This is a genomic window from Microbacterium sp. K27 (assembly GCF_004794435.1).
Lineage (GTDB): Bacteria > Actinomycetota > Actinomycetes > Actinomycetales > Microbacteriaceae > Microbacterium > Microbacterium maritypicum_A.
This window is the reverse complement of record NZ_SSDK01000043.1, coordinates 159,682-182,819: the sequence shown is the minus strand read 5'-3', so window position 1 is coordinate 182,819 and position 23,138 is coordinate 159,682. Positions and strand designations below refer to the sequence as shown.

Annotated in this window: 19 protein-coding genes; 12 read left to right on the top strand and 7 right to left on the bottom strand. The window is 69.1% G+C overall.

The features are described 5' to 3' along the window. Positions 1-3: 3 nt before the first annotated feature. From DW307_RS14520 to DW307_RS14510, 3 genes are read right to left on the bottom strand one after another with little or no spacing between them, the layout of a single operon-like run. Complete coding sequence (locus tag DW307_RS14520; RefSeq protein ID WP_136025043.1) at positions 4-3,468, bottom strand: error-prone DNA polymerase; 3,465 nt, start codon at positions 3,466-3,468, stop codon at positions 4-6. After that, positions 3,468-5,006 (bottom strand): DNA polymerase Y family protein, encoded by a 1,539-nt coding sequence (locus tag DW307_RS14515; RefSeq protein ID WP_029264897.1) that lies wholly within the window; start codon positions 5,004-5,006, stop codon positions 3,468-3,470. The genes DW307_RS14520 and DW307_RS14515 overlap by 1 nt, the downstream gene beginning before the upstream one ends. Beyond that, positions 5,003-5,821: a hypothetical protein gene (locus DW307_RS14510; protein WP_029264899.1), complete on the bottom strand. Its 819-nt coding sequence runs from the start codon at positions 5,819-5,821 to the stop codon at positions 5,003-5,005. Before DW307_RS14510 ends, DW307_RS14515 begins: the two co-directional genes overlap by 4 nt. A 126-nt stretch (positions 5,822-5,947) precedes the next feature. Between DW307_RS14510 and DW307_RS14505 the strand changes: the two genes are divergently transcribed. The 6 genes from DW307_RS14505 (at position 5,948) to DW307_RS14480 (ending at position 10,353) form a co-directional block, all read left to right on the top strand. Next, complete coding sequence (locus tag DW307_RS14505) at positions 5,948-6,418, top strand: prepilin peptidase (protein WP_029264901.1); 471 nt, start codon at positions 5,948-5,950, stop codon at positions 6,416-6,418. A 65-nt stretch (positions 6,419-6,483) separates the two neighbouring features. Beyond that, entirely contained in the window at positions 6,484-6,696 is a 213-nt protein-coding gene (locus tag DW307_RS14500; RefSeq protein ID WP_029258374.1) for a hypothetical protein, read from the top strand. Beyond that, positions 6,689-7,303, top strand: coding sequence for a CYTH domain-containing protein (locus tag DW307_RS14495; RefSeq protein ID WP_029258373.1), 615 nt, complete (start codon positions 6,689-6,691; stop codon positions 7,301-7,303). The genes DW307_RS14500 and DW307_RS14495 overlap by 8 nt, the downstream gene beginning before the upstream one ends. 62 nt (positions 7,304-7,365) lie before the next feature. Continuing rightward, entirely contained in the window at positions 7,366-8,526 is a 1,161-nt protein-coding gene (locus DW307_RS14490; RefSeq protein ID WP_029258372.1) for a type III polyketide synthase, read from the top strand. After that, positions 8,523-9,245, top strand: a complete 723-nt coding sequence (locus DW307_RS14485) for a methyltransferase domain-containing protein (RefSeq protein WP_029258371.1) — start codon at positions 8,523-8,525, stop codon at positions 9,243-9,245. Before DW307_RS14490 ends, DW307_RS14485 begins: the two co-directional genes overlap by 4 nt. After that, positions 9,232-10,353: an FAD-dependent oxidoreductase gene (locus DW307_RS14480; RefSeq protein ID WP_168441040.1), complete on the top strand. Its 1,122-nt coding sequence runs from the start codon at positions 9,232-9,234 to the stop codon at positions 10,351-10,353. Before DW307_RS14485 ends, DW307_RS14480 begins: the two co-directional genes overlap by 14 nt. 66 nt (positions 10,354-10,419) lie before the next feature. On the opposite strand, the gene lpdA is transcribed toward DW307_RS14480, so the two are convergent. Then, a complete protein-coding gene (gene lpdA / locus DW307_RS14475) occupies positions 10,420-11,817 on the bottom strand; it encodes a dihydrolipoyl dehydrogenase (RefSeq protein ID WP_136025041.1) in 1,398 nt (465 codons plus the stop codon). A gap of 9 nt (positions 11,818-11,826) precedes the next feature. After that, positions 11,827-12,477, bottom strand: coding sequence for a copper resistance CopC family protein (locus DW307_RS14470; RefSeq protein WP_029258368.1), 651 nt, complete (start codon positions 12,475-12,477; stop codon positions 11,827-11,829). Between the two features lie 100 nt (positions 12,478-12,577). On the opposite strand from DW307_RS14470, the gene DW307_RS14465 reads away from it, so the two are divergent. From DW307_RS14465 to DW307_RS14455, 3 genes are all read left to right on the top strand, one after another. After that, positions 12,578-13,063 (top strand): FHA domain-containing protein, encoded by a 486-nt coding sequence (locus DW307_RS14465; RefSeq protein WP_029258367.1) that lies wholly within the window; start codon positions 12,578-12,580, stop codon positions 13,061-13,063. Beyond that, entirely contained in the window at positions 13,063-13,749 is a 687-nt protein-coding gene (gene ftsR / locus DW307_RS14460) for a transcriptional regulator FtsR (RefSeq protein WP_021199317.1), read from the top strand. Before DW307_RS14465 ends, ftsR begins: the two co-directional genes overlap by 1 nt. Before the next feature lie 100 nt (positions 13,750-13,849). Next, positions 13,850-14,395, top strand: a complete 546-nt coding sequence (locus DW307_RS14455) for a MerR family transcriptional regulator (RefSeq protein WP_021199318.1) — start codon at positions 13,850-13,852, stop codon at positions 14,393-14,395. A 69-nt stretch (positions 14,396-14,464) separates the two neighbouring features. On the opposite strand, the gene DW307_RS14450 is transcribed toward DW307_RS14455, so the two are convergent. Then, positions 14,465-15,277 (bottom strand): ParA family protein, encoded by an 813-nt coding sequence (locus DW307_RS14450; RefSeq protein ID WP_029258366.1) that lies wholly within the window; start codon positions 15,275-15,277, stop codon positions 14,465-14,467. A gap of 93 nt (positions 15,278-15,370) precedes the next feature. On the opposite strand from DW307_RS14450, the gene DW307_RS14445 reads away from it, so the two are divergent. The 3 genes from DW307_RS14445 (at position 15,371) to def (ending at position 21,131) form a co-directional block, all read left to right on the top strand. Continuing rightward, positions 15,371-18,778 carry a pyruvate carboxylase gene (locus DW307_RS14445; protein ID WP_136025040.1) on the top strand — a complete coding sequence of 1,136 codons (3,408 nt, stop codon included), beginning with the start codon at positions 15,371-15,373 and terminating at the stop codon, positions 18,776-18,778. A 65-nt stretch (positions 18,779-18,843) separates the two neighbouring features. Next, the gene (locus DW307_RS14440; protein ID WP_136025039.1) at positions 18,844-20,640 is read left to right on the top strand and encodes a MinD/ParA family ATP-binding protein; all 1,797 of its coding nucleotides are present in this window, start codon (positions 18,844-18,846) and stop codon (positions 20,638-20,640) included. After that, a complete protein-coding gene (def, locus tag DW307_RS14435) occupies positions 20,640-21,131 on the top strand; it encodes a peptide deformylase (RefSeq protein ID WP_029258363.1) in 492 nt (163 codons plus the stop codon). The genes DW307_RS14440 and def overlap by 1 nt, the downstream gene beginning before the upstream one ends. A 61-nt stretch (positions 21,132-21,192) precedes the next feature. Here the strand turns inward: def and DW307_RS14430 are convergent, their stop codons facing one another. Beyond that, entirely contained in the window at positions 21,193-23,025 is a 1,833-nt protein-coding gene (locus tag DW307_RS14430) for an AMP-dependent synthetase/ligase (RefSeq protein ID WP_136025038.1), read from the bottom strand. Between the last annotated feature and the right edge of the window lie 113 nt (positions 23,026-23,138).

Sequence of the window (23,138 nt, the reverse complement as noted above, 5' to 3'; positions counted from 1 at the left end):
TCCTCAGCGGAAGTCCCTGGACCGATGCGTGAGACCGGTGCGAAGATCCTCGAACCCATCGGCGAGCACGTTGACCACGCCCTCCGCAGATCGCTCCAGGATGCCGCGGATGATGAGTGCCGGTGAATCGCGGGCGACCCGGCGGTAGCGGTTCCAGACCCCGGCTGAGCAGACGACGTTCACCAGGCCGCTTTCGTCCTCGAGGTTCACGAAGGTGATCCCGGCGGCCGTCGCGGGTCGCTGACGGTGGGTGACCAGACCGGCGACCTCGATGCGTCGACCGACCTCGTGTCCCTGCAGGTCGCTCGCCGTCAGAACCCCGCGCGCGCGCAACTCGTCGCGGAAGTGCGCCATCGGATGATCGTCGGTCGACACGCCGGTCGCCCACAGGTCGGCGGAGAGACGCTCGTAGCTGGTCTGATCGGCGAACAGGGGCGGTTGCACCGCGACCGTCGTCCCCGGGAGGAACCGGGAACGGTCGTCCGCCGCGGCGCCGGCCATCCAGATGGCCTCTCGACGCTCCAGGCCCAGACAGTCGAAGGCGCCGGCGGTGGCGAGGGCCTCCAGCTGCGCGGCGGTGGCATCCGTTCGTCGCACCAGGTCGTTCAAGTCACGGTACCGGCCGTTCGCGTCGCGTTCGGCGACGATCCTCTCCGCCATCGGCACACCGATCCCACGGATGCCGCCGAGCCCCAGTCGCACCGCGAACTCCCCGTCCCTGCGGTGCGCGGCCGACTCATCCGGTGCCGCACGGTCGAAGCGGAGGACAGGTGGTTGAGGGTCGGTGAGGCACTCGTCCCGGCCGGTGGGCCCGTTCCCCGAGGCGCCGGCGAGTGGTTCCAGGGTCTCTGTCGCACCGGAGACATGCAGATCGGGGCGGTGGACCTCGACCCCGTGCCGTCGCGCATCGGCAGTGAGGGTCGCTGCGGAGTAGAAGCCCATGGGCTGCGAGCGCAGGAGGCCGGCGAGGAACGCGGCGGGGTAGTGCAGCTTCAGCCAGGAGCTGGCGTAGACGAGAAGGGCGAATGACAGGGAGTGCGACTCGGCGAAGCCGAAGTTGGAGAACGCCTGGATCTGCGCGTAGATGCGATCGGCCGCCTCATCGACGAGTCCGCGCCGCGCCATCCCCGCGTACAGCTTGTCCCTGACCTTCTCGATCTTCTCCAGGCCGCGCTTGGAGCCCATGGCCCGGCGCAGCAGGTCCGCCTCATCGGCCGTGCAGTCGCCGATCGCCGTCGCCATCTGGATGAGCTGTTCCTGGAAGATCGGGATGCCCAGCGTGCGTTTCAGGATGTCCTCCAGATCGCTGTGCGGATACGGGATCAGGAACTCCACCGGCTCTTCGCCGCGCAGGGCGCGCTCCCGGTTCTCCTCATCGATGCGGTCCTTCGCCATCTTGCGCCGCACGAAAGGATGCACAGCGCCACCCTGGATGGGTCCGGGGCGGATGAGCGCGATCTGGATGGCGAGATCGTAGAAGCTCCGCGGCTGCAGACGGGGGAGCAGCCCGATCTGCGCGCGGGATTCCACCTGGAAGACTCCGATCGAATCCGCACGGCAGAGCATGTCGTAGACCCCCGCCTCCTCCTTGGGGATGCTCTCGAGCGTCCACTCTTCGCCTGTGGTCTCCCGGATCAGGTCGAAGCAGTGCTGGAGGGCGGCGAGCATCCCGAGACCCAGCAGATCGAACTTCACCAGTCCCATGAAGGCGGAGTCGTCCTTGTCCCACTGGATGACCGTGCGGTTCTCCATGCGGGCGTGCTCCACGGGAACGACCTCGCCGACCGGGCGTGCAGTGAGCACCATGCCACCGGAATGGATGCCGAGATGCCGAGGAGCCTTCAGCAGCTCTCCCGCGTAGGCGAGCACGTTCTCGGGGATGTCGTGTCCTTCGACGGGCTCCAGACCCACGCCCCAGCCGTCGACCTGGCGGGACCATGCGTCCTGTTGGCCGGGGGAATGGCCGAGCGCTCTGGCCATATCCCGCACCGCGTTCTTCGGGCGGTACTGGATGACGTTCGCCACCTGGGCCGCCCGCTCCCTGCCGTACTCCCGATACACCCACTGGATGATCTCCTCGCGGCGGTCGGAGTCGAAGTCCACATCGATGTCGGGCTCTTCCGTGCGGGTCGTCGCGAGGAACCTCTCGAAGGGGAGACGGTAGAGGATCGGATCGACGGCGGTGATCCCCAGCAGGTAGCAGACCGCGCTCGCCGCGGCCGACCCCCGACCCTGGCAGAGGATGCCGAGCCGTCGTGCCTCCGTGACGATCCCGTGCACGATCAGGAAGTACCCGGGGAAGTCCTTCTCCTCGATCACGTCGAGCTCGCGCGCGATCCGGTGCCGGCCGTCGTCGTCCAGTCGCGGGTACTTCGTAGGCACCGCCTCCCAGACCAGATGGCGCAGCCAGCTCATGGGCGTGTGCCCCTCCGGCACCTTCTGCTGCGGCAGCGCCGGTCGTGCGAGGCGCAGGGGGAAGGCGGATGCCGCGGCCAGCTCGAGCCCGTACGAGATCGCTCCGGGGTGGCGCCGGAAGCGCGCCGACATCTCGGCCCCGCTGCGCAGGTGTGCACCGTCGTGAGAGGGCAGCCACCCGTCGAGCTCGTCCATGCTGCGCACCGCGCGCACCGCGGCCACGGCCTCGGCGAGGGGCGCCTGCGCCGGCGTGGCGTAGTGCACGTTGTTGGTCGCGACCACCGGCAGCCGCATCCGACGGGCCAGTTCGGCGAGGGTGTCGTTGCGACGGGTGTCGAGGGGGTCTCCGTGGTCGAAGAGCTCGACGGCGACGTGCTCGCTCCCGAACAGGTCGACGAGCGACCGCAGCGGATGGGCGGCGTCTCCGGCCTCGAGACCGCGGCGCACGGCGCCTTTGCGGCATCCGGTCAAGATCGTCCAGTGCCCGCCCGCACGTGCGGCGAGATCGTCGAGGTCGTAGACCGGGCGCCCCTTCTCACCGCCGCGCAGCTGCGCCGCGGTGATCGCCCCCGAGAGCCGGTGATAGCCCTCCGTGCCCCGGGCGAGGACCAGCAGATGCTCGCCGGCGGGATCGGCGTGACCCCGTTGTGGTGCGGGCAGGTCCAAGGAGAGCTCCGCTCCGAACACCGTCTGCAGCGGGCTCTCCATGAGGCCGGCCACCTCGGCGAAGCGCGCGGCGCCGTAGAAGCCGTCGTGGTCGGTGAGGGCCAGAGCGGTCAGCCCGAGGCGGTCGGCCTCGGCGAGGAGTTCTTCCGGGGAGGAGGCGCCGTCGAGGAACGAGTACGACGAATGGGCGTGCAGCTCGGCATAGGGGATCGGGTCTTCGGGTCGGGGCGCGGCGACGGGGGGCGTGCGCGTGCGGCGACGGCTCACCGGTCCGGGGTCCGTCCGCTGCCCTCGAGGCTCGGAGCCGGGAGGAGGCGAGGGTGACTCCTCGCCGCTGAGGGTGCGCTCCAGCTCGTTCCAGGACAAGGGGGGATTGTGCCACCCCATCAGCGATACCTCCCCTCGGCCCACCAGCGCTCGCCGGCGTGGAAGACCAGCCACGCGCGGTCGTGGTCGTCGACGATCTGGAGCCGGTGCCCTCGCTTCCCTCCGCCCGAGGTCCAGCGTCGTTCGTGCACCGGCCAGGGGCCGGCCCATGCCTGCACGGTCGCTCCCTCGATGCGGGCGGGGTCGTTCGAGAGCGCCCCGCGTTCGTCGACGCCGATGGTGCTCTCATCCGCGGCGAGCACCGCGATGGGGCGCGGGGGGAGGAAGACCTCGGCGGGCAGCGGATCGGGAAGGCTTCCCGGCCAGGGGGAGCCGGGGTCGCGCGGAGGGACCGTGCGCTCTCCCCAGGGCGTGAGCACCTGCCGGTCGGCGAGCCAGCGCCCACCCGCGACGGCGGCGGTGACCACGCCCTGATGGCCCAGCATGGTCTGCACGCGCGAGACCGCGTGGTGCAGGCGCTCATCGGTGCCGGAGCCGAAGAGACCGGGCTGGTGATGCGCGGCGTCATCGACGGCGGCGGGGATGATGCGCACCGCCATGATGCCGCCGAAAGCCCGCGCCTCGTCGACCGGTTCCTTGGCGGACTGCGCGGCCAGAGCCTCCAGCTGCCACCGCACCCGGTCGACCAGGTCGGAGGCGTCGAAGCAGGTCGGATGCAGCCAGGAGCGGGAGTAGACGGCCCCGTTGTCGTCGGTCAGCTCGATTCGCACCTCGGTGCAGACGAGTGAGACGTCGCCGAGAGCGAGCATCACCGCATCAGCCGTCCGGCGCACCGCGAAGGCCACCTGATCCGTTCCGCCCAGCGGGGAGTCGAACTCGATCCGCCGCGCCAGCTCCGGGTCGGGTGGGCGCGGCGTCAGCGGCCGGGAGTCGGCGCCGGCCGCGAGCGCGTGCAGGCGCGCGCCGTGCTCGCCGAAGCGATCGCGCACGTCGAGAGGGGCGAGGGCGGTGAACTCGCCGAGGGTGCGCACTCCGAGGCGGACGAGCAGACCGGTGATCTGTTCGTCGCGCAGCACCTGCACGGGGTAGGGCGCCAAGAACTCCCGGGAGCCCCCCGGTGGCACCACCGTGCACGCGGCGGAACCGCGCGCGGCGATCTCCGCCGTGAAGGGACCATCGGCGACCCCCGCACGTACCTCGGGGAAACCGGCCTCCGTCAGGACGGCGGTGAGTGCCTCTGCGGCCTCCGCCTCTCCTCCGTGGTAGCGGGAGATGCCCCGGGCGCGGAGGATCGCGAGCCCCGGTCGCAGCAGCGTGACCCCAGGGGCGTGTCTCTCGATCAGATGCAGCACAGGCAGGAAGGCGCGCTCGTCCCTCTCGGGGTCATGGGGGAGCACCCGCAGTGACGAGAGATGCCCCTGCGCGACCCGGCGACGCTGGCCGGTGCGCACGCCGTGTTCCCGGGCGGAGGCGGTGCACGCGACGATCGTGTTCGCCTGCACCAGGGCTGCGGGGGGATGCGGGGGTGCGCTGCTGAGGACGGCCCGCATCGGCCAATCGGGGAACCACAGCACGAGGACGCGAAGCGGGCTGTTCATCCGGCCTCCGCCCAGTGCAGGAGCTCCAGCGATACGGGCTCGACGGGCACGGGAGACTCGTGGGAAGGGGCGGAGAGCGGGGTGAGGTCGACGGCAGCGGGCGCGATGGCGATGGGCTCGACGGCGGTGGGCTCGACGGCGCCGTGTCCGCCCGGCAGCTGCACGCGCACGCTCGACGGGCGAGGGCTGTGCCGTGTCCGAGCCGTCACCGTGACCGTGCAGTCGGAGAGCAGTCCCCAGCCGGCACCGAGGCCGTGCCAGTGCGGGTCGTGCAGGCGAATCGTCCCCTCGGTCTGCGGCCAGCGCTCGACGCCGGGAGATTCGGTGACCAGGAGTGTGCATCCGCGATCGCGCAGGCGCGCGCTCAGCCGGGAGACGTCGGCGTCGCGAGCCCGTGAGCCGGGAGTCACGACGATCAGGGGAACGACTTCGGCCAGGGCGGAGGTCGCCGCCAGCCAACGATCGCCGGGTGCGGGCACCAGGATCAGTCGGGTGAGGTCGATGCCGAATGCGGCGGCCGCTTCGACGCCGAGGGTCGGCATGCCGACCACGGCGCACCAGAGTCCCTTCTGCGACGCCGCGCTGAGGAGCGCGAGCACGAGGCTCGGTGACGGGGAGACGGTGTAGGAGGTGCCGGTCTGCAACCCTTCCTCCGGAAGGAGGGCGGCGAGGGCGGGGTCGAGGGGGAGCAGCGCGTGCTCGCTGCGTCGCCGCTGCATCCGGCTGATCTCGCGGCGCAGTCGCAGCACTTCTCCCGCGCGGGAATCGCCCGCCGGGGAGAGCGGGGCGATGGCATCGAGCCCGATCACCTGCATCCTTTCTCGAAGATATATTCTAATATACCAAGGGGTCCGACTGACGATAGTTCGTACATCGGACATTGGCCAGGGGTTGTCCACAGGGGGTCGGGGCAGCGGTCGGCTATCTCCTACTCTGCGGGGATGGATATCCGACTCGCCCTCGTCGTCCTCGTGCACGGTCTCCTGCTGGGCGTCGGGACCTGGCTCATCGCGATCGACGTCCGCACACACCGGCTCCCGAACCGCATCGTGCTGCCGACGCTCGCCTCCCTGATCGGACTCGGCGCGATCGATGCCCTGTGCACGGGGGAGAGCGGGCCGTTCCTCCGTGCCCTCCTCGGCATGCTGCTGCTCGGCGGCTTCTACGCGGTGCTGCGGGTCATCAGCCGTGCGGGGATGGGTGGGGGAGACGTGAAGCTCGCCGCCGTCATCGGCCTGGTGTTGGGATGGCACGGCTGGCAGGCGCTGGCGGTCGGCGCGGCAGCGGCCTTCGTGCTGGGGGCGCTCTACGCGCTCATGCTCATCCTGCTGCGAAGAGCGGACGGTTCCACGCGCATCGCCTTCGGGCCGTGGATGATCGCCGGCGCCCTTCTCGGCGTCGTCCTCGGATGACGCCGCCCTCGGAGGAATCCGCATGCCTCGCCCGGATACCGCACCGACGGCGCTACCCTGAGCACATGGCACTCGCACGGCTTCACGGAGGCCCGCTCGACGGGCAGATCATCCCTCTCGGCGACGCGGACGACAAGCTGATCGTCCCCTACAGCGAGACGCAGGTGGTGTACAACCGCCGAGGCGGACCGCAGAACACCGGCCCCAACGATGGGCCCACCGAGATCGACTACTGGTTCGAAGAGTCTCTCGAGGACCTCACGCTCGACGATGACTGAACCGTCCCGTACGGTCGAGGTCGAGCGCAAGTACGACGTCGATCTCGAGACGCCGCTGCCGCACTGGGACGCGATCCCCGGAGTCGACACCGTCACCTCCGGCGAGGAGCGCATCCTGGATGCCCGGTACTTCGACACCGCCGACGGTGCTCTCTCGCAGAGCGGCGTGGCGCTGCGTCGTCGTACCGGCGGGCCCGATGAGGGCTGGCATGTGAAGGGTCCGCGGCAGGGTGACGGGCGACTCGAGATCGGCTGGCCGCTGGGCGAGGGCGATGAGCTTCCTCCCGCCGTCGCAGAGACCGTCTCGGAGTGGACGAGCGCACCCCTCACCCCGCTCGCACGCATCGAGAACGACCGCACCGCCTATCTGCTCACGGGCCCCGGCGGGGTCGTCGCCGAGTTCGTCGACGACCGGGTGCGCGCCACCGACCTGCGTCAGAACGTGCTGCGCGAATGGCGGGAATGGGAGATGGAGCTCGGGCCCGCGGCGCCGTCCGATGACGCGGGGCGTGCCCTGTTCTTCGACGCCGTTGAGCAGGCCGTCCGCGCAGCCGGAGGCCGCGAATCGGCATCCGGTTCCAAGCTTGCGCGGGCGCTCGGCTTCTAGGGCAGGCCGCGGTCGCGCGCAACCCCTTCCCCCGAGACGGTGCGCAGTGCTTGAGTGACACCATGAGCCGACCGCCTGTGCTTCGATCGCTGCAGACGATCGTCCCCGACACCGTTCTCGTCCAGGAGCAGGTGCGTGATGTCTTCGCGCAGCAGCCCGACCTCGGGAGGCTGGCGCAGCGCATCGTCACGACGTCCTTCAACGTCTCAGGGATCGACGCCAGGCACACGGTGATCGATGAGCTGTCGCTCGCATCCGACACGACCGATCCCGTCTTCTTCGACCGGCGAACCGGGAGGCTGCTTGCCCCCGGCACCAAAGTACGCAACGACCTCTACACGCGTGAGGCCACGCGGCTGTTCGTCGAGGCTGCGAGGCGAGCGATCGGTTCCGACCCCGATCTCGGGCCCGCCGATGTGACGCATGTCATCACGGTCTCCTGCACCGGATTCCATGCCCCCGGCCCGGAGTACGAGATCGTCCGCGCCCTCGGGCTGTCCGATGCGGTGCAGCGTTTCCACCTCGGCTTCATGGGCTGCTATGCGTCCATGCCGGCGCTCCGCGCAGCGAGTCAGTTCTGCGCGGCGGACGAGAACGCGGTCGTCCTGGTCGTGAGCGTGGAGCTGTGCACGCTGCATCTGCGCTCCTCGGAGGACCCCGACACGATCGTCGCCTCGTCCCTGTTCGCCGATGGTGCGGCTGCCGGAATCGTCACGGCCCGCGACCTTCCCTCTCCTTCGACCGGGCTGCGCCTTGACCGCTTCCACACCGCGATAGCGCCGGAGGGCGAGAAGGACATGGCCTGGACGATCGGCGACACCGGATTCGAGATGATCCTCTCCACCGCGGTTCCGCAGATCATCGGCGAGACGATCATCGGCGCCCTCCGTCCGCTCTATGCCGCGGAAGAGAGTCTCGGCGAGGCCTTCGAGGCCGGCAGCGTGGGGGAGGTGGTCGAGCACTGGGCGATCCACCCCGGTGGGCGCAGCATCCTCGACAAGGTGCAGGAGCGGTTGCACCTCAGTGACGCGCAGCTGCACCCGGCCAGGGAGGTGCTGCGGCAGAACGGAAACATGTCCAGCGCGACCGTGCTGTTCGTCCTCAAACACATCCTGGAGGAGGAGGGGGCGAGGGCAGGGGACCGGGTCTCTGCGATGGCGTTCGGCCCGGGGCTCACCGCCGAGAGCGCGCTGATGACCGTCGTCGCCTCGACCGAGTCATGAGGCGGTCCCTCGCCACGCGGGACGTCGGCGCCCGCGAGCTGATGGACGATCCGCACGCCGATGCGCGCAAGCTGGCCCGGACCTACGGGCGGTTCGGGTTCGTGAACGCTCTGGTCTCCCGCCCGGGAACCTTCTACCGTCGTGACATCCGGCCTCGGGCTCTGCGCCGGTCGTTGCGGATCCTCGACGTGGGGGCGGGCGGGGGCGACCTCTGCCGTCTGCTCGCCCGGCGATTGCGTCATGAGGGGCTCGACGCCGAGATCACCGCTCTCGACGTCGACGAGCGGGCGATCCGCTGGGCATCGGCGCACGATCGCGGCGCCGGCATCCGGTATCGCCGCGCCCTCACGACCGAGCTGGTGGCGGCGGGCGAGACCTACGACGTGGTGCTGTCGAACCACGTGCTGCACCATCTCGACGACGCCGAACTCCGGACCGTGCTCAGCGACTCCGTGCAGCTCGCGGCTCCGGACGGCTTGGTATCCCATCACGACATCGCCCGCAGCCGCACGGCTCATGCGCTGTTCGCCGCGGCGACGTGGCCGGTCTCCGGAACTCTGCTCGCGGACTCGTTCATCCGCGAGGACGGCCTCATCAGCATCCGCCGTTCGTACACGGTCTCCGAGCTCGCAGCGATCGCCCCGAGTGGCTGGATCGTCAGCGGGGGTGTGCCCGCTCGTCTGGAACTGCGGTGGGAGGGAGACCGTGCCCGACCATGACGTCCTGATCGTGGGAGCGGGGCCCGTCGGGCTGCTGCTGGCGTGTCTGCTGGTGCAGGAGGGGAGGCATGTCGCTGTGTGCGAGCGCCGTACGGATGCGGATGAGCGGACCAGGGCGATCGGGATCCACCGTCCGGGGCTGGAGGCTCTGGATACCGCGGGCATCGGTGACGCGGTGCGGGCGGAGGCGCTGCGCCTCGACGGCGGCGAGGTGCGCAGTCGCCGCCGGACTCTGGCGACTCTGACGTTCGGGCAGGATCACCCGATCCTCATCCTCCCGCAGCCGCGGACCGGCGCACTGTTGCGCGCACGCCTGCAGTCGCTCTCCCCCGAGTCGCTGCTTCTCGGACACGACGTGCGGGGCGTACGGCAGACCGTGGATGCCGTGCAGATCGCATGCGCTTCCCCCGACGGACCGCACGAGCTGTCGGCTTCCGTGGTGGTCGTCGCGGACGGCGTGCGCAGCCGACTCCGTGACCGGATCGACGCCGGGTGGCGCCGCCGCCTCGGACGGGCCTCCTATGCGATGGTCGACCTCGCCGATGCGACACCCGACGCGCGCGCCGCGCTGCACTGCGAACCGGAGGGACTCGTCGAGTCGTTCCCACTTCCCGGTGGACAGCGCCGGTGGGTGGTGCGGGAAGCGGAGGGCGGAGGTCTGCGCAGCATCGAGGAATTCTGCGCGACCATCGAGACGCGCACGGGAATCGCCGTCGCCCCCGCGGCGGACGCGATGCCGACGTCATTCGTCGCCGCGCAGCACGCGGCGACGCGACTGCAGCGCGGGCGGCTGGTGCTCCTCGGCGATGCCGCGCACGAGATCAGTCCGATCGGCGGGCAGGGGATGAACCTCGGGTGGATGGATGCCGTTCGCCTCGCCACCGCCCTCGTCAGGACGCTGCCGAGTCGGGCGCCCGACCTGTCGGGATATGAACGGCATGCGCGCAGATCGGCCTCCCGGGCGCAGCGCCGCTCGGCGTTCTACATGTCGATGGGCGCTCCCGCTCCCCGGACGGTCGTGCGTGGACGGGAGATGCTGATGCAGGGGCTCGGATCGGCACCGCTGCGCGGATGGACGACCGGCCTCCTCACCATGCGCGGCCTCTGACGGCCTCGGAGACGCACGAAGGCCCGATCCGCTGTCGGCGGACCGGGCCTTCGTGAGGAGTCTCGATCAGAAGTTGATCATGTGACCGGCGAGGCCGTGGAAGCCCTCCTGCAGCGCCTCCGACAGCGTCGGGTGGGTGTGCACGTTGCGGGCCAGCTCGAGAGCCGTCAGGTCCCACTTCTGGGCCAGCGTCAGCTCGGGGAGGAGCTCGGAGACGTCGGGGCCGATCATGTGGGCGCCGATGAGCTCGAGGTGCTCGGCATCGGCGATCAGCTTGACGAAGCCGACCGGCTCGCCCAGGCCGTGTGCCTTGCCGTTCGCCATGAACGGGAAGGTCGCGACCTTGATCTCGCGCCCCTCGTCCTTGGCCTGCTGCTCCGTGAGACCGAACGACGCGACCTGCGGGGAGCAGAACGTCGCGCGCGGCATCATGCGGTAGTCGCCGAGCGTCTGGGTCTCGGCTCCGCCGATGGTCTCGGCGGCGACGACGCCCTGCGCCTCCGCCACGTGGGCGAGCTGCAGCTTGGCCGTCACATCGCCGATCGCGTAGATGCCGTCGACGTTGGTGCGCATGTGGTCATCGATGTCGATCGCGCCGCGCTCGGTCAGCTTCACGCCGGTGTTCTCGAGCCCGAAGCCCTCGATGTTCGGGGCGAACCCTACCGACATGAGGACCTTGCCGGCCTCGATCGAGCTCTGCTGGCCGTCCTTGCCGGTGTAGGTGACGGTGACCGAGGAGCCGTTGTCGACGACCGACTCGACCTTGGTCGAGGTGAGGATGTCGACGCCGTAGTTCTTGTACTGCTTCGTGATCTCCTTCGACACGTCGGCGTCCTCGTTGGGGAGCGCACGGTCGAGGAACTCGATGATCGTGACCTTGACGCCGTAGTTCGTCAGGACGTACGCGAACTCCATGCCGATGGCGCCGGCGCCGACGATGACGATCGACTCGGGCAGCTCACGGGTCATGATCTGCTCTTCGTAGGTCACCACGTTCTCGCTGAGCGTGACGCCCGGGAGCAGGCGGACCTTGGAGCCGGTGGCGATGATGACGTTGTCGAAGGTGACCTCTTCGGTCGTGCCGTCGGCCTTGGCGACCGAGATCACCTTGGGGCCGGTGAAGGTGCCGCGACCGTTGTACTCGGTCACCTTGTTCTTCTTCATGAGGAAGTGGATGCCCTTGACGCGGCCTTCGGCCACCTCGCGGCTGCGATCGAAGGCCTTGCCGAAGTCGATCGTGAACTCACCGGAGATTCCGAAGAAATCAGCCTTGTGATTCAGGGTGTGGGCGAGTTCCGCGTTCTTCAGGAGCGCCTTGGAGGGGATGCAGCCGACGTTGAGGCAGACACCGCCCCAGTACTTCTCCTCGATGATCGCGGTGGACAGACCGAGCTGCGCGCTGCGAACCGCAGCGACGTATCCGCCAGGACCTGCACCAAGGATGACGACGTCGTAGTGTGGCATGCCTTAAGCCTATCGCTCGGAGGAGGGGTCGGAATCGGTCCGGGGGCCTCCGCCGCGGCGGCTCATGACGATCCAGACGACCACGCCGGCGACGACGAGCACGGCGACGATCACGACCACCCAGATCCAGGCGGACCCGTCGGCAGAATCGCCGGATTCCGTCACGGTCGTGGCCGTGGGGGCGGGGGCTGCCGTCTGCTCGGCCGTCGGCGGCGTCGTGGTCGGCGCGGCGCTGGGTTCGGTCGTCGCGGCGCTTTCGTCGCCGACGGTGACGGTGAAGGAGTACTCGCCCGACGTGGGGTGCCCGTCGCTGGAGACGACCTTCCAGATCACGTGGTAGGCGCCGGCCGGCCCCGAGCCCGTCAAGGGCTGCGTGACGATCGCGCCGTCGACGGTCGCCGGACCATCGGTGATGGAGGCGCCGGACGGATCGGTCACGACGACCTCGGTGGCGCCTTCGCCGCCGATCAGCTTCGCGTTGAAGGTGAGCGTCAACGCGGCGGGAACGACCTCGACCGACTCGTCTGCCGCCGGCGACGACGACACGAGTGCGTCGTGCGCAGAAGCGGAGAGAGGGGAGAGGAGCACGAGAAAGGCGGCGAGCAGGGTCGCGGCGAGGGCGATCGGGGCGGCCGAGCGGCTCAGAGCTTTGGTCTTCACGAGTACAGCCTATGAATCCTCGGTATGGGGCGGCTGAGTGTGGAAGCGGCCTCCCGCGACCGGCCCGGCATCCGTTAGTCTGGACAACCAGGAGGGCACAGTGACTGACAGCGACAGCCGACCGGCCGGAGAAGCCGCGATCCACCGTTCCGGTGAGCAGAGACACGACGTTACGCAGACGTTCGGGCACGATTCCGATCTGTCGTTCGTGCCGTTCGGAGTGGAACTCACCGACGTCGAGCAGTCGGCGATCGCCGCGCTGCCTGCGGGATCGGCGCTTCTGCTGGTCCGCTCCGGCGCTCTCGCCGGAGCCCGGTACCTCCTCGACACCGACGTGACGACCGTCGGCCGTCACCCCGAGGCCGACATCTTCTTCGACGACGTGACGGTCTCGCGCCGGCATGCGGAGATCACGCGCACGGGGTCCACGTTCGAGATCATCGACCAGCGTTCGCTCAACGGGACCTACGTCAATGGCGAGCGTGTCGATCGCAGCACCCTGGTGGACGGTTCCGAACTCCGCGTCGGCAAGTTCCGTCTGAACTTCTTCGCTTCTCCGCACGACCGCCCGGCGGCGAACGCCTGATGGCGGCCTCTCCTGCCCGCGAACGCTCTGCGTCCGCGGGTCTGTTGAGTATCGGTCAGGTGCTCGCAAGGCTCACCCCGGAGTTCCCCGACCTGACCTCCAGCAAGCTGCGCTTCCTCGAGGTGCAGGGCATCGTCACCCCCTCTCGCACCGACTCCGGCTATCGCAAGTTCTCGGCGTCCGACATCGAGCGCCTCCGGCTCGGACTCACGCTGCAGCGTGATCACTACCTTCCTCTGAGCGTCATCCGCGAACAGCTCGACGACGTCGACGCCGGGGGAGACGCGACTGCTCTCGTGCCCCCGCCGTCGATCACCCCGGCGCCCCGCCGGTACCGCCGCGACGAGCTCCTCGCCGCGGCCGGAGCAGGCCCGCAGCTCCTCAACGACGCCATCAGCACCGGCGTCATCACCGCTCAGGAGAGCTACCCCGAGGCGACGGTGACGCTGCTTCGCGGTCTCGTCGGCCTGGACCGCCACGGCATCGAGCCGCGGCACCTTCGTTCGCTGCGTCAGGGCGCCGAGCGCGAGGTCGCCCTCATCGAATCCGCCATGTCCGCGCTGCTCCGCCGGACCGATGCGGCCTCCCGAGCGAAAGCCAGCGAGCTCGCTCCCGAGCTCGCCACGCGCATCGACGAAGTGCGCTCGCTCTTCGTCAAGGATGCGCTCTCGCGCGTGCTTTCGTAACGAACTGATTGCGACACACCTTCGCCGCGGCACGGATGTGATTGCCGGTGCCCAGGCACTGCTCTACCGTGGAAGATAACCGTTCCAGGGAGGATTTCAGATGAATGCGGATGAGCTCACAGGCGACCCGCGGTTCGTACCCGAACTCCTCTTCACCGACGGCCTTCCGGCCATGGATGACGAGGTCGGCTACCGTGGTGCGGTCGCTGCTCGTGCCGCCGGCATCACCTATCGTCAGTTGGACTACTGGGCTCGCACCGAGCTGGTGGAGCCCACCGTCCGAGGCGCGAGCGGCTCGGGTTCGCAGCGTCTCTACGGCTTCCGCGACATCCTCGTCCTCAAGCTCGTGAAGAGCCTTCTCGACACCGGCATCTCGCTGCAGCAGATCCGCACCGCCGTCGAGGAACTCCGTCGCGCCGGCATCCGCGATCTCGCAGGCACCACGCTCATGAGCGACGGCGCCTCGGTCTACCTCTGCACGTCGAACGACGAGGTCATCGACCTCGTCAGCCGCGGTCAGGGTGTCTTCGGAATCGCCGTCGGCAAGGTGCTCCGTGAGGTGGAGTCGACGCTCGTCGCCTTCGATGCCACCGCTCCGGACCCTGTCGACGAGCTGTCCGCGCGTCGCACCAAGCGTTCCGCCTGACGTCTCACGTCATACAGAAAACGGCCGTCCTCGAAGAGGGCGGCCGTTTCGCTGTGCGCGTCGGGAGGGTCAGCTCTGCTGACCGCTCTCGGGGACGGGGATGCGACCGGTGCGGATGATGCGGTCGAGCAACTGGTCGAAGTCGGCGGCGAGCTCCTGGGCGGAGTCTCCGGGCCAGATGTGCAGCGGCTTGGCGGCACCCTGAGCCTGCTGCAGAGACGTGCGCTCGGGCAGCTGAGGGGAGAGCACGAGCGGCCCGAACATGTCGCGCAGCTCCTTGATGCGGAACTGGTGCTCGATGGACTGGGGGCGCACGCGGTTCACCACGATGCCGAGCGGCTGGAGCCGGGGCGAGAGTCCGCGTCGGATCTCCTCGATCGCGCGGAGGGCGCGGTCGGCTGCGGCGACGGAGAAGAGGCCGGGTTCGGTGACGACCATGACACGGTCGCTCGCAGCCCACGCCGTGCGGGTCAGCGCGTTCAGGGACGGCGCGCAGTCGACGAGCACGAGGTCGTAGTCGGCTTCGACGGAGGCGAGGGCCTCTTCGAGCTTCCACACGTCGCGCACACTCGGGTGCGGGCCGTCGAAGTTGATCGCGGAGGGGCTGCCGATGAGCACGTCGATCGTGCCCGGGTGCACCTTCGCCCAGCCGCTGGAGGTGATCGCCTGACGGACGACCTTCTCCTTCGGGTTCGCCAGGACGTCGGCGATGTTGAGTCGTCCGGCCACCTGGATGTCCATCCCGGTGGAGACGTCGGACTGCGGGTCGAGGTCGACGACGAGAGTCCGGACGCCTCGGGCGAAAGCCGCAGAGGCCAGCCCGAGTGTCACGGTCGTCTTGCCGACGCCTCCCTTGAGAGAGCTGACGCTGAGTACGTGCACGGAGACCACGTTACCTTCCCCTAGGCTGGGGGAACACTCAGCCCCGCCCCATGCGCATCGAAAACGCTGCGCATCGAGCTCCCAGAGGTGTGCATGTTCCAGAAGATCCTTGTGGCGAACCGCGGCGAGATCGCGATCCGTGCCTTCCGTGCGGCTGTCGAAGTGGGAGCGCGCACCGTCGCGGTGTTCCCGCATGAGGACCGCGGCTCCGTCCATCGGCTCAAGGCCGATGAAGCCTACGAGATCGGTGAGCGCGGGCATCCGGTGCGCGCGTACCTGAATGTCGACGAGATCATCCGCGTCGCACTCGAGTCGGGGGCGGACGCGATCTACCCCGGATACGGCTTCCTCTCCGAGAACCCGGAGCTCGCCGAGAAGGCGGCGGCGAACGGCATCGTGTTCATCGGCCCGCCATCGAACGTGCTCGAGATGGCCGGCAACAAGGTCGAGGCGAAACGCCATGCGATCGAAGCCGGTGTCCCGGTCCTCCGCTCCACCGAGGCATCCGATGACGTCGAGGCGCTGGTCGCCCAGGCGGAGGAGATCGGATTCCCGTTGTTCGCCAAGGCCGTGGCCGGTGGCGGAGGCCGCGGGATGCGTCGTGTCGAGACGGCCGGGGACCTCGCTCCCGCTCTGGCCGAAGCGATGCGAGAGGCCGAGAGCGCCTTCGGCGACGCCAGGATGTTCCTCGAGCAGGCGGTCGTGCGCCCGCGCCACATCGAGGTGCAGATCCTCGCCGACAAGACCGGCGAGACCGTGCACCTGTTCGAACGTGACTGCTCGGTGCAGCGGCGCCATCAGAAGGTCGTCGAGATCGCACCGGCGCCGAACCTCGACGACAGCGTGCGCACCGCTCTGCACGGGTACGCCGTCGCCTTCGCCCGCTCCATCGGGTACGAGAACGCCGGGACGGTCGAGTTCCTGCTCGAGACCGCGGGGGAGCGCACCGGCGAGGTCGTCTTCATCGAGATGAATCCGCGCATCCAGGTCGAGCACACGGTCACCGAAGAGGTGACCGACGTCGACCTGGTGCAGAGCCAGATGCGCATCGCCTCGGGCCAGACCCTCGCCGAACTGGGACTGCAGCAGGAGAACCTGCATCTGCGCGGTGCGGCACTGCAGTGCCGGATCACGACGGAGGACCCGACGCAGGGCTTCCGCCCCGATACCGGCAAGATCACGACCTACCGCTCTCCCGGGGGCGCCGGGATCCGTCTCGACGGCGGCACGGTCCATCAGGGCGCACAGATCAGCCCCCACTTCGACTCCATGCTGGCGAAGCTCACGTGCCGCGGGCGTGATTTCCCGGCAGCCGTCGCCCGCGCCCGTCGTGCCCTCGCCGAGTTCCGCATCCGCGGTGTCTCGACCAACATCCCCTTCCTCCAGGCGCTCCTGGAGGACGACGCGTTCATCGCCGGCGACGTCAGCACGTCGTTCATCGACGAGCGGCCCGAGCTGCTTCGCGGTCGCGTCTCCAAGGACCGCGGCACGAAGCTCCTCAACTGGCTGGTCGACGTCACGGTGAACAAGCCCCACGGCGTGCACCCCGGTGAGGTCGACGCCGTCACCAAGCTTCCGTCGATCGATCTGACCTCTGAGCCGGTGCCGGGTTCGCGTCAGAAGCTCCTCGAGCTGGGGCCGGAGGGCTTCGCCCGCAGCCTTCGTGCGCAGACGGCGCTGGCGATCACCGATACGACGTTCCGCGACGCGCACCAGTCGCTTCTGGCGACGCGTGTGCGCACGAAGGATCTCGTCGCTGCCGCACCGTATCTCGCGCGGCTCACTCCTGGACTCCTCTCGGTCGAGGCATGGGGCGGTGCGACCTACGACGTCGCGCTGCGCTTCCTGGGCGAAGACCCGTGGGAGCGCCTCGACAAGCTCCGTGCCGCTCTGCCCAACGTGGCGATCCAGATGCTCCTTCGTGGGCGGAACACCGTCGGCTACACGCCGTACCCGACGGCTGTGACCGAGGCATTCGTCGCGGAGGCCGCCGCCAGCGGCGTCGACATCTTCCGAATCTTCGACGCACTCAACGACGTGGAGCAGATGCGTCCGGCGATCGAGGCCGTCCGCAACACCGGGACCGCGATCGCCGAGGTCGCGCTCTGCTACACCGGCGACCTGCTCGACCCCGCGGAGGACCTCTACACCCTCGACTACTACCTGGGCCTTGCGGACCAGATCGTCGAGGCCGGCGCGCACATCATCGCGATCAAGGACATGGCGGGTCTGCTGCGTCCCGCCGCCGCTGCCGCACTCGTCACGGCGCTGCGCGAGCGCTTCGATCTGCCGGTCCATCTGCACACGCATGACACCCCCGGCGGTCAGCTCGCGACGCTTCTCGCCGCCAGCGCCGCCGGCGTGGATGCGGTGGACGCCGCATCGGCGCCGCTGTCCGGAACCACGAGTCAGCCGTCCTTGTCGTCGCTGGTCGCGGCCCTCGCCCATACCGAACGCGACAGCGGCATCTCGCTCGACGCCGTCTCCGACCTCGAGCCGTACTGGGAGGCGGTGCGTCGCCAGTATGCGCCCTTCGAGTCCGGGCTTCCCGGTCCCACAGGCCGTGTGTACCACCACGAGATCCCGGGCGGACAGCTGTCGAACCTCCGGCAGCAGGCCAAGGCGCTCGGCCTCGCCGACGACTTCGAGCTCATCGAGGACATGTACGCCGCGGCCGACCGTATCCTCGGCCGTGTGCCCAAGGTGACGCCGTCGTCGAAGGTCGTCGGCGATCTCGCCCTCCACCTCGCGGCGGTGAAGGCGGACCCTGCCGACTTCGAAGCCCATCCCGAGAAGTACGACGTCCCCGATTCGGTCGTGGGCTTCATGGCCGGCGAGCTCGGCGATCTTCCCGGAGGATGGCCGGAGCCGTTCCGCACCAAGGTCCTCGCCGGGCGCTCCGTGCGTACGGGTCTCACCGCGATCACTGCAGACGACGAGGCGGCTCTCGGCGGGACCAGCGCCGAACGGCGGACGCGACTCAACACGCTGCTGTTCCCTGCGCCCAGTGCGGAGTTCGCGGAGCGTCGCGAGCTGTTCGGCGACCTGTCGGTGCTCGACACGAGCGATTACCTGTACGGCCTCGTCGCCGGCCAGGAGCACCAGATCGAGATCGATCGCGGGGTGCGGCTGTACGTCGGGCTCGAAGCCATCGGCGACGCGGACGACAAGGGCATGCGCACCGTGATGACGACGCTGAACGGACAGCTCCGCCCGGTGTTCGTCCGGGACCGCTCCATCAAGGTCGATGCGATCGAGGTCGAGAAGGCCGATACCTCCGTCCCCGGTCAGGTGGCGGCTCCGTTCTCCGGCGTCGTCACTCTGAAGGCAGAGGTCGGAGCCGTCGTCCGGGCCGGCGAACCCGTCGCCTCCATCGAGGCGATGAAGATGGAGGCGGCCATCACCGCCCCCGTCGACGGCGTGGTCGAGCGCCACGCGATCGCCGAGACGCAGCAGGTGGACGCCGGAGATCTTTTGGTCGTGATCCGTCCGGCGCACTAATCTTGTGCGGGCGAGGGCCGCGCATGCGTGCGCACCCGAGGCTCGCGCAGGCTTGGAGCGACATCGTGACACCGAAGAACACCACCGACCCCGAGGAGAACTCGCTGGGGGTGCTCGACGAAGCCGCGTCTCTCGACACGGCCGGCATCGGCATCCTCGGCGGGACCGCTCAGGTCAGCGTGACCCTTCCCCGAAACGAGGAGGATGACCTCGCCGACGACGGCGTCGTCGACGGCGAGGTCATCGGCGACCTCGTGATCGATCAGGTGCCTGCCGTGGAGCAGGTCCCGAAGTCCGGGACGAAGGGGAAGACGAAGACGCTGCCGAAATCGCAGACCCGTCCTGTGACCCCATCGGCGAACGCCGCCGCATCCGCGCCGGTCTCCGGATCGGCCCCCGTCGTCGAACCGGCGGAGGAGCCGGCGGCCTCCTCGAACGTCGAGCCCACAGTCGGGTCGACCGTGGAACCTCCCGTCGTCACGGGCGTGATCGACGAGACGCCCGTCATCGACGAGGCGCCCGTCATCGATGAGGCTTCCGGCATGGAACGGATCGTGATCGAGGTGACCGCACTCGATCCGGTGATCCCCGTCGACGATGTCGTCGTCGATGCGGTCGTCGTCGATGCGGTCGTCATCGATGAGCCGGACTCTGAGCCGGTCGCCGACGATCTGGAATCCGCCGAGGGGCGGGCTGCAGAGGAAGCCGCGGCCGCCCGGTTCCTCTCCCAGGCCCGATCCGAGATCGAGACGACTCCTCCTGCACCGGCATCCGCCGTGCGGGCGTCCGCTGAGAAGGAGACCACCACCGTGTCCACCCCAGAAGAGAGGCCCGTCGTGGCGAAACCGGCTCGCCCGGCGGCACGCACGGACGTGACGCTCACCTCGAAGCGCCTGGATGATCTGGGCGAGTCCTCGCGCGAGTCCGCCGATCTGCTCACCGCCGACCGGTTGCTCGACCCGCACCGGATCGCGAAGCCGGAGCCCGAGGGGGCGTGGAGTCACTTCCTCTATGCCGTCTCCGGTCGGCGCATCAACATCGGCGACGGCCGTCGTGCGCGGGAGCGCAAGGCCCTCTCCGCGCGGATCGCCGCACCGCTCGCGGGGGGAGCGCGCTTCGTGCCCGTACTCTCCCGCAAGGGCGGGGTGGGCAAGACCACGATCACGGCGCTGCTGGGCATGGCGTTGGCCGACGCTCGGGAAGATCGCGTGATCGCCGTCGACGCCAACCCGGATCGCGGAACACTCGCCGAGCGCATCGTGCGTCCGCATCACCGCAAGTCCGTGCGCGACCTCGTCCGCATCCACGATGACGTCAAGGGATACCACGACATCTCCGCCATCGTGGCGCGCGACGCGACACGCCTCGACGTCCTCGCCTCCGATGCCGACCCGCGCATCGCCGAGGCCTTCAGCGACAGCGACTACCGTGACGTGGCCGGCGTGGCGGCGCACTACTACTCGCTCGTCCTCACCGATACGGGAACAGGGATCGTCCACTCGGTGATGTCGGCAACTCTCGATCTCGCCGACCAGGTCGTCATCGTCTCGGGGCTGAGCGTCGACGAGGCGCGCCTCGCATCCGAGACCCTCACCTGGCTCGAGACCAACGGGTATGCCGAGCAGGCGCGCGAGGCGATCGTGGTCCTCAACCAGTCCACGCCCGGGGCGCCCCTCGTGCGGCTGAACGAGTTGCAGGCGCACTTCGCCACACGTGCACGGAGTGTCGTGCGGGTCCCCTACGACCCGCAGATCGCCGGGGGTGGCACGATCGTGTTCGCCAACCTTCTGCCCGAGACCCGCATCGCCGCCCGAGAACTCGCGGCATTGCTGGTCGAGGGCCTGCGGGCCAGGGCCGCCTGATGGCCGTCCGTGAGATCCGCATCTTCGGCGACCCCGTCCTGCGTACGGTCTGCGCCCCGATCGAGGTGATCGACGATGGGGTCCGGGCACTCGTGGCCGACCTCGTCGACACCGTCGAGCTGCCGGGGCGCGCGGGAGTCGCGGCGCCGCAGATCGGCGTCGCTCTGCGCGCCTTCAGCTACAACATCGACGGCGACATCGGCTATGTGCTCAACCCGGTGCTCACCGAGGTGCGCGGTGAGCCGGAGCCGACGGGGGAGGGCTGTCTCTCAGTCCCGGGGCTCTGGCACGACGCGCAGCGCCATCCCTGGGCGCGCGTCGAGGGGATCGATCTCGACGGCGACCCCGTAGTGCTCGAGGGGGACGGCCTGCTCGCTCAGGCGCTGCAGCACGAGACCGATCACCTCGACGGCAAGCTCTTCCTGACCCGGCTCGACCCGGAGACCCGCAAGGTCGCCATGCGCGAAGTGCGAGAGAGCTCCTGGTTCTGACGCCGGACTGATGAAGAAGGGCCCCGCGCGTGCGGGGCCCTTCTTCATCGGGGGGATCGGGTCAGCCGCCGATCGGGACATTCGTGGTCGCGACGGGCTCGTCGTAGATCGCGGCGATCTCGTCGGCGAAGTCGTTCATGATGATGTTCCGCTTGATCGAGAGCTTCGGGGTCAGGTGCCCCGAGGCCTCCGTCCACTCGGAGTCGAGGATCGTGAACTTCCGGATCGACTCGGCTCGCGAGACGCGTGCATTGGCGGCATCGACCGCGCGCTGCACTTCGGCCCGGACGGCCGCGTTCTTGGACGCGTCCACGAGCGACATGGTGGCCTCGAGGCCGTTGTTGGCGAGCCAGGTCGGAAGCATCTCGGGATCGAGCGTGACGAGCGCCGAGATGAACGGACGCTGGTCACCGACGACCACGACCTGACCGATGATCGGATTCGCGCGGATCGGGTCCTCGAGTGCGGCCGGAGCGACGTTCTTGCCGCCGGCCGTGACGATGATCTCCTTCTTGCGCCCGGTGATCGTCAGGAAGCCCTCGGAGTCGAAGCTGCCGATGTCGCCGGTGTGGAACCAGCCGCCCTCGCTGAAGGCCTCGGCCGTCGCCTCGGGGTTGTTCCAGTACTCCTTGAACACGTTGATGCCGCGCACCTCGATCTCGCCGTCGTCGGCGAGGCGGACGCCGACGCCGGGGAGGGCGGGGCCGACCGTCCCGATCTTCGACTTGTCCGCCAGATTCACCGTGGCGGGCGCGGTCGTCTCCGTCAGGCCGTAGCCCTCGAGGATCACCACACCGAGGCTGTGGAAGAAATGGCCGAGCCGCGAGCCGAGGGGCGCGGAGCCCGAGACGGCGTAGACGACATTGCCGCCCATGGCCTCGCGGAGCTTGCTGTAGACGAGCTTGTTGAACAGGGCGAACTTGAGCTTCATCCCGAACGGGATCGGCTTGCCCGCTTCGAGCAGCTTGGAGTGCTCGATGGCGACGTCGGCGGCGGCACGGAAGATCTTGCCCTTGCCGCCGGCTTCGGCCTTCTGCTCCGCCGAGTTGTACACCTTCTCGAACACGCGGGGGACAGCGAGGAGGAACGTCGGTTTGAACGAGCCGAGCGCCGGAAGAAGCTGGCGCGTATCGGGCTGGTGACCCGTGCGCACTCCCGCATGGACGTCGAGGATCGAGATGAACCGTGCGAACACATGGGCAGTCGTGATGAAGAGGAGGGTGGAGGCTCCCGGTGTCTGGACGACCTCGTCCAGAGCCCTGGCGGAGTTCCGGGAGAGCTCGACGAAATTGCTGTGCGTGAGCACGCACCCCTTCGGGCGCCCCGTGGAGCCGGAGGTGTAGATGAGCGTGGCGATGTCGGATCCGACCGCAAGGGAGCGCCGGCGTTCGATCTCGGCATCGGCCACGGAGGCGCCCTGGGCGGTCAGGGTGTCGATGGCACCCAGGTGCAGCTGCCACACCTCGCGGATCAGCGGGAGGTCGCCACGAACCTCGTCGACGCGGGCGAAGTGCTCAGGCGACTCCACGATGAGCGCGATGGCACCGGAGTCCTCGAGGATCCACTGGATCTGAGAGGGCGAGCTGGTCTCGTAGATCGGCACCATCACGGCGCCGGCGTAGAACAGCGCGAAGTCGACGAGCGTCCATTCGTACGTCGTGCGCGCCAGGAATCCGACCTTCTCGCCGGGCTGGATGCCGGCGGCGACGAAGCCCTTCGCGAGGGCGGTCACGGCCGTCTGGAAGTCGGCGGCCGAGATGTCTCGCCACCCCTCTCCCTCCGGAACCGAGAACAGCGCACGATCCGGAGTGGCTTCGACGCGCTTCACCAGCAGGTCGGCGACGTTCGCGTCGGGATCGGCGGGGACGATCGCGGGGACTTCAAACTGGACCACGGCAGCTCCTTCGGTACCGGTCGGGCACGGACTTGCCTCCGAGTCTAGGGCATGGAACCCAGTCGCGCCTCAGGTGGAACTGGGTCGCGTGGATGGTCGGAGCAACGAGTCGA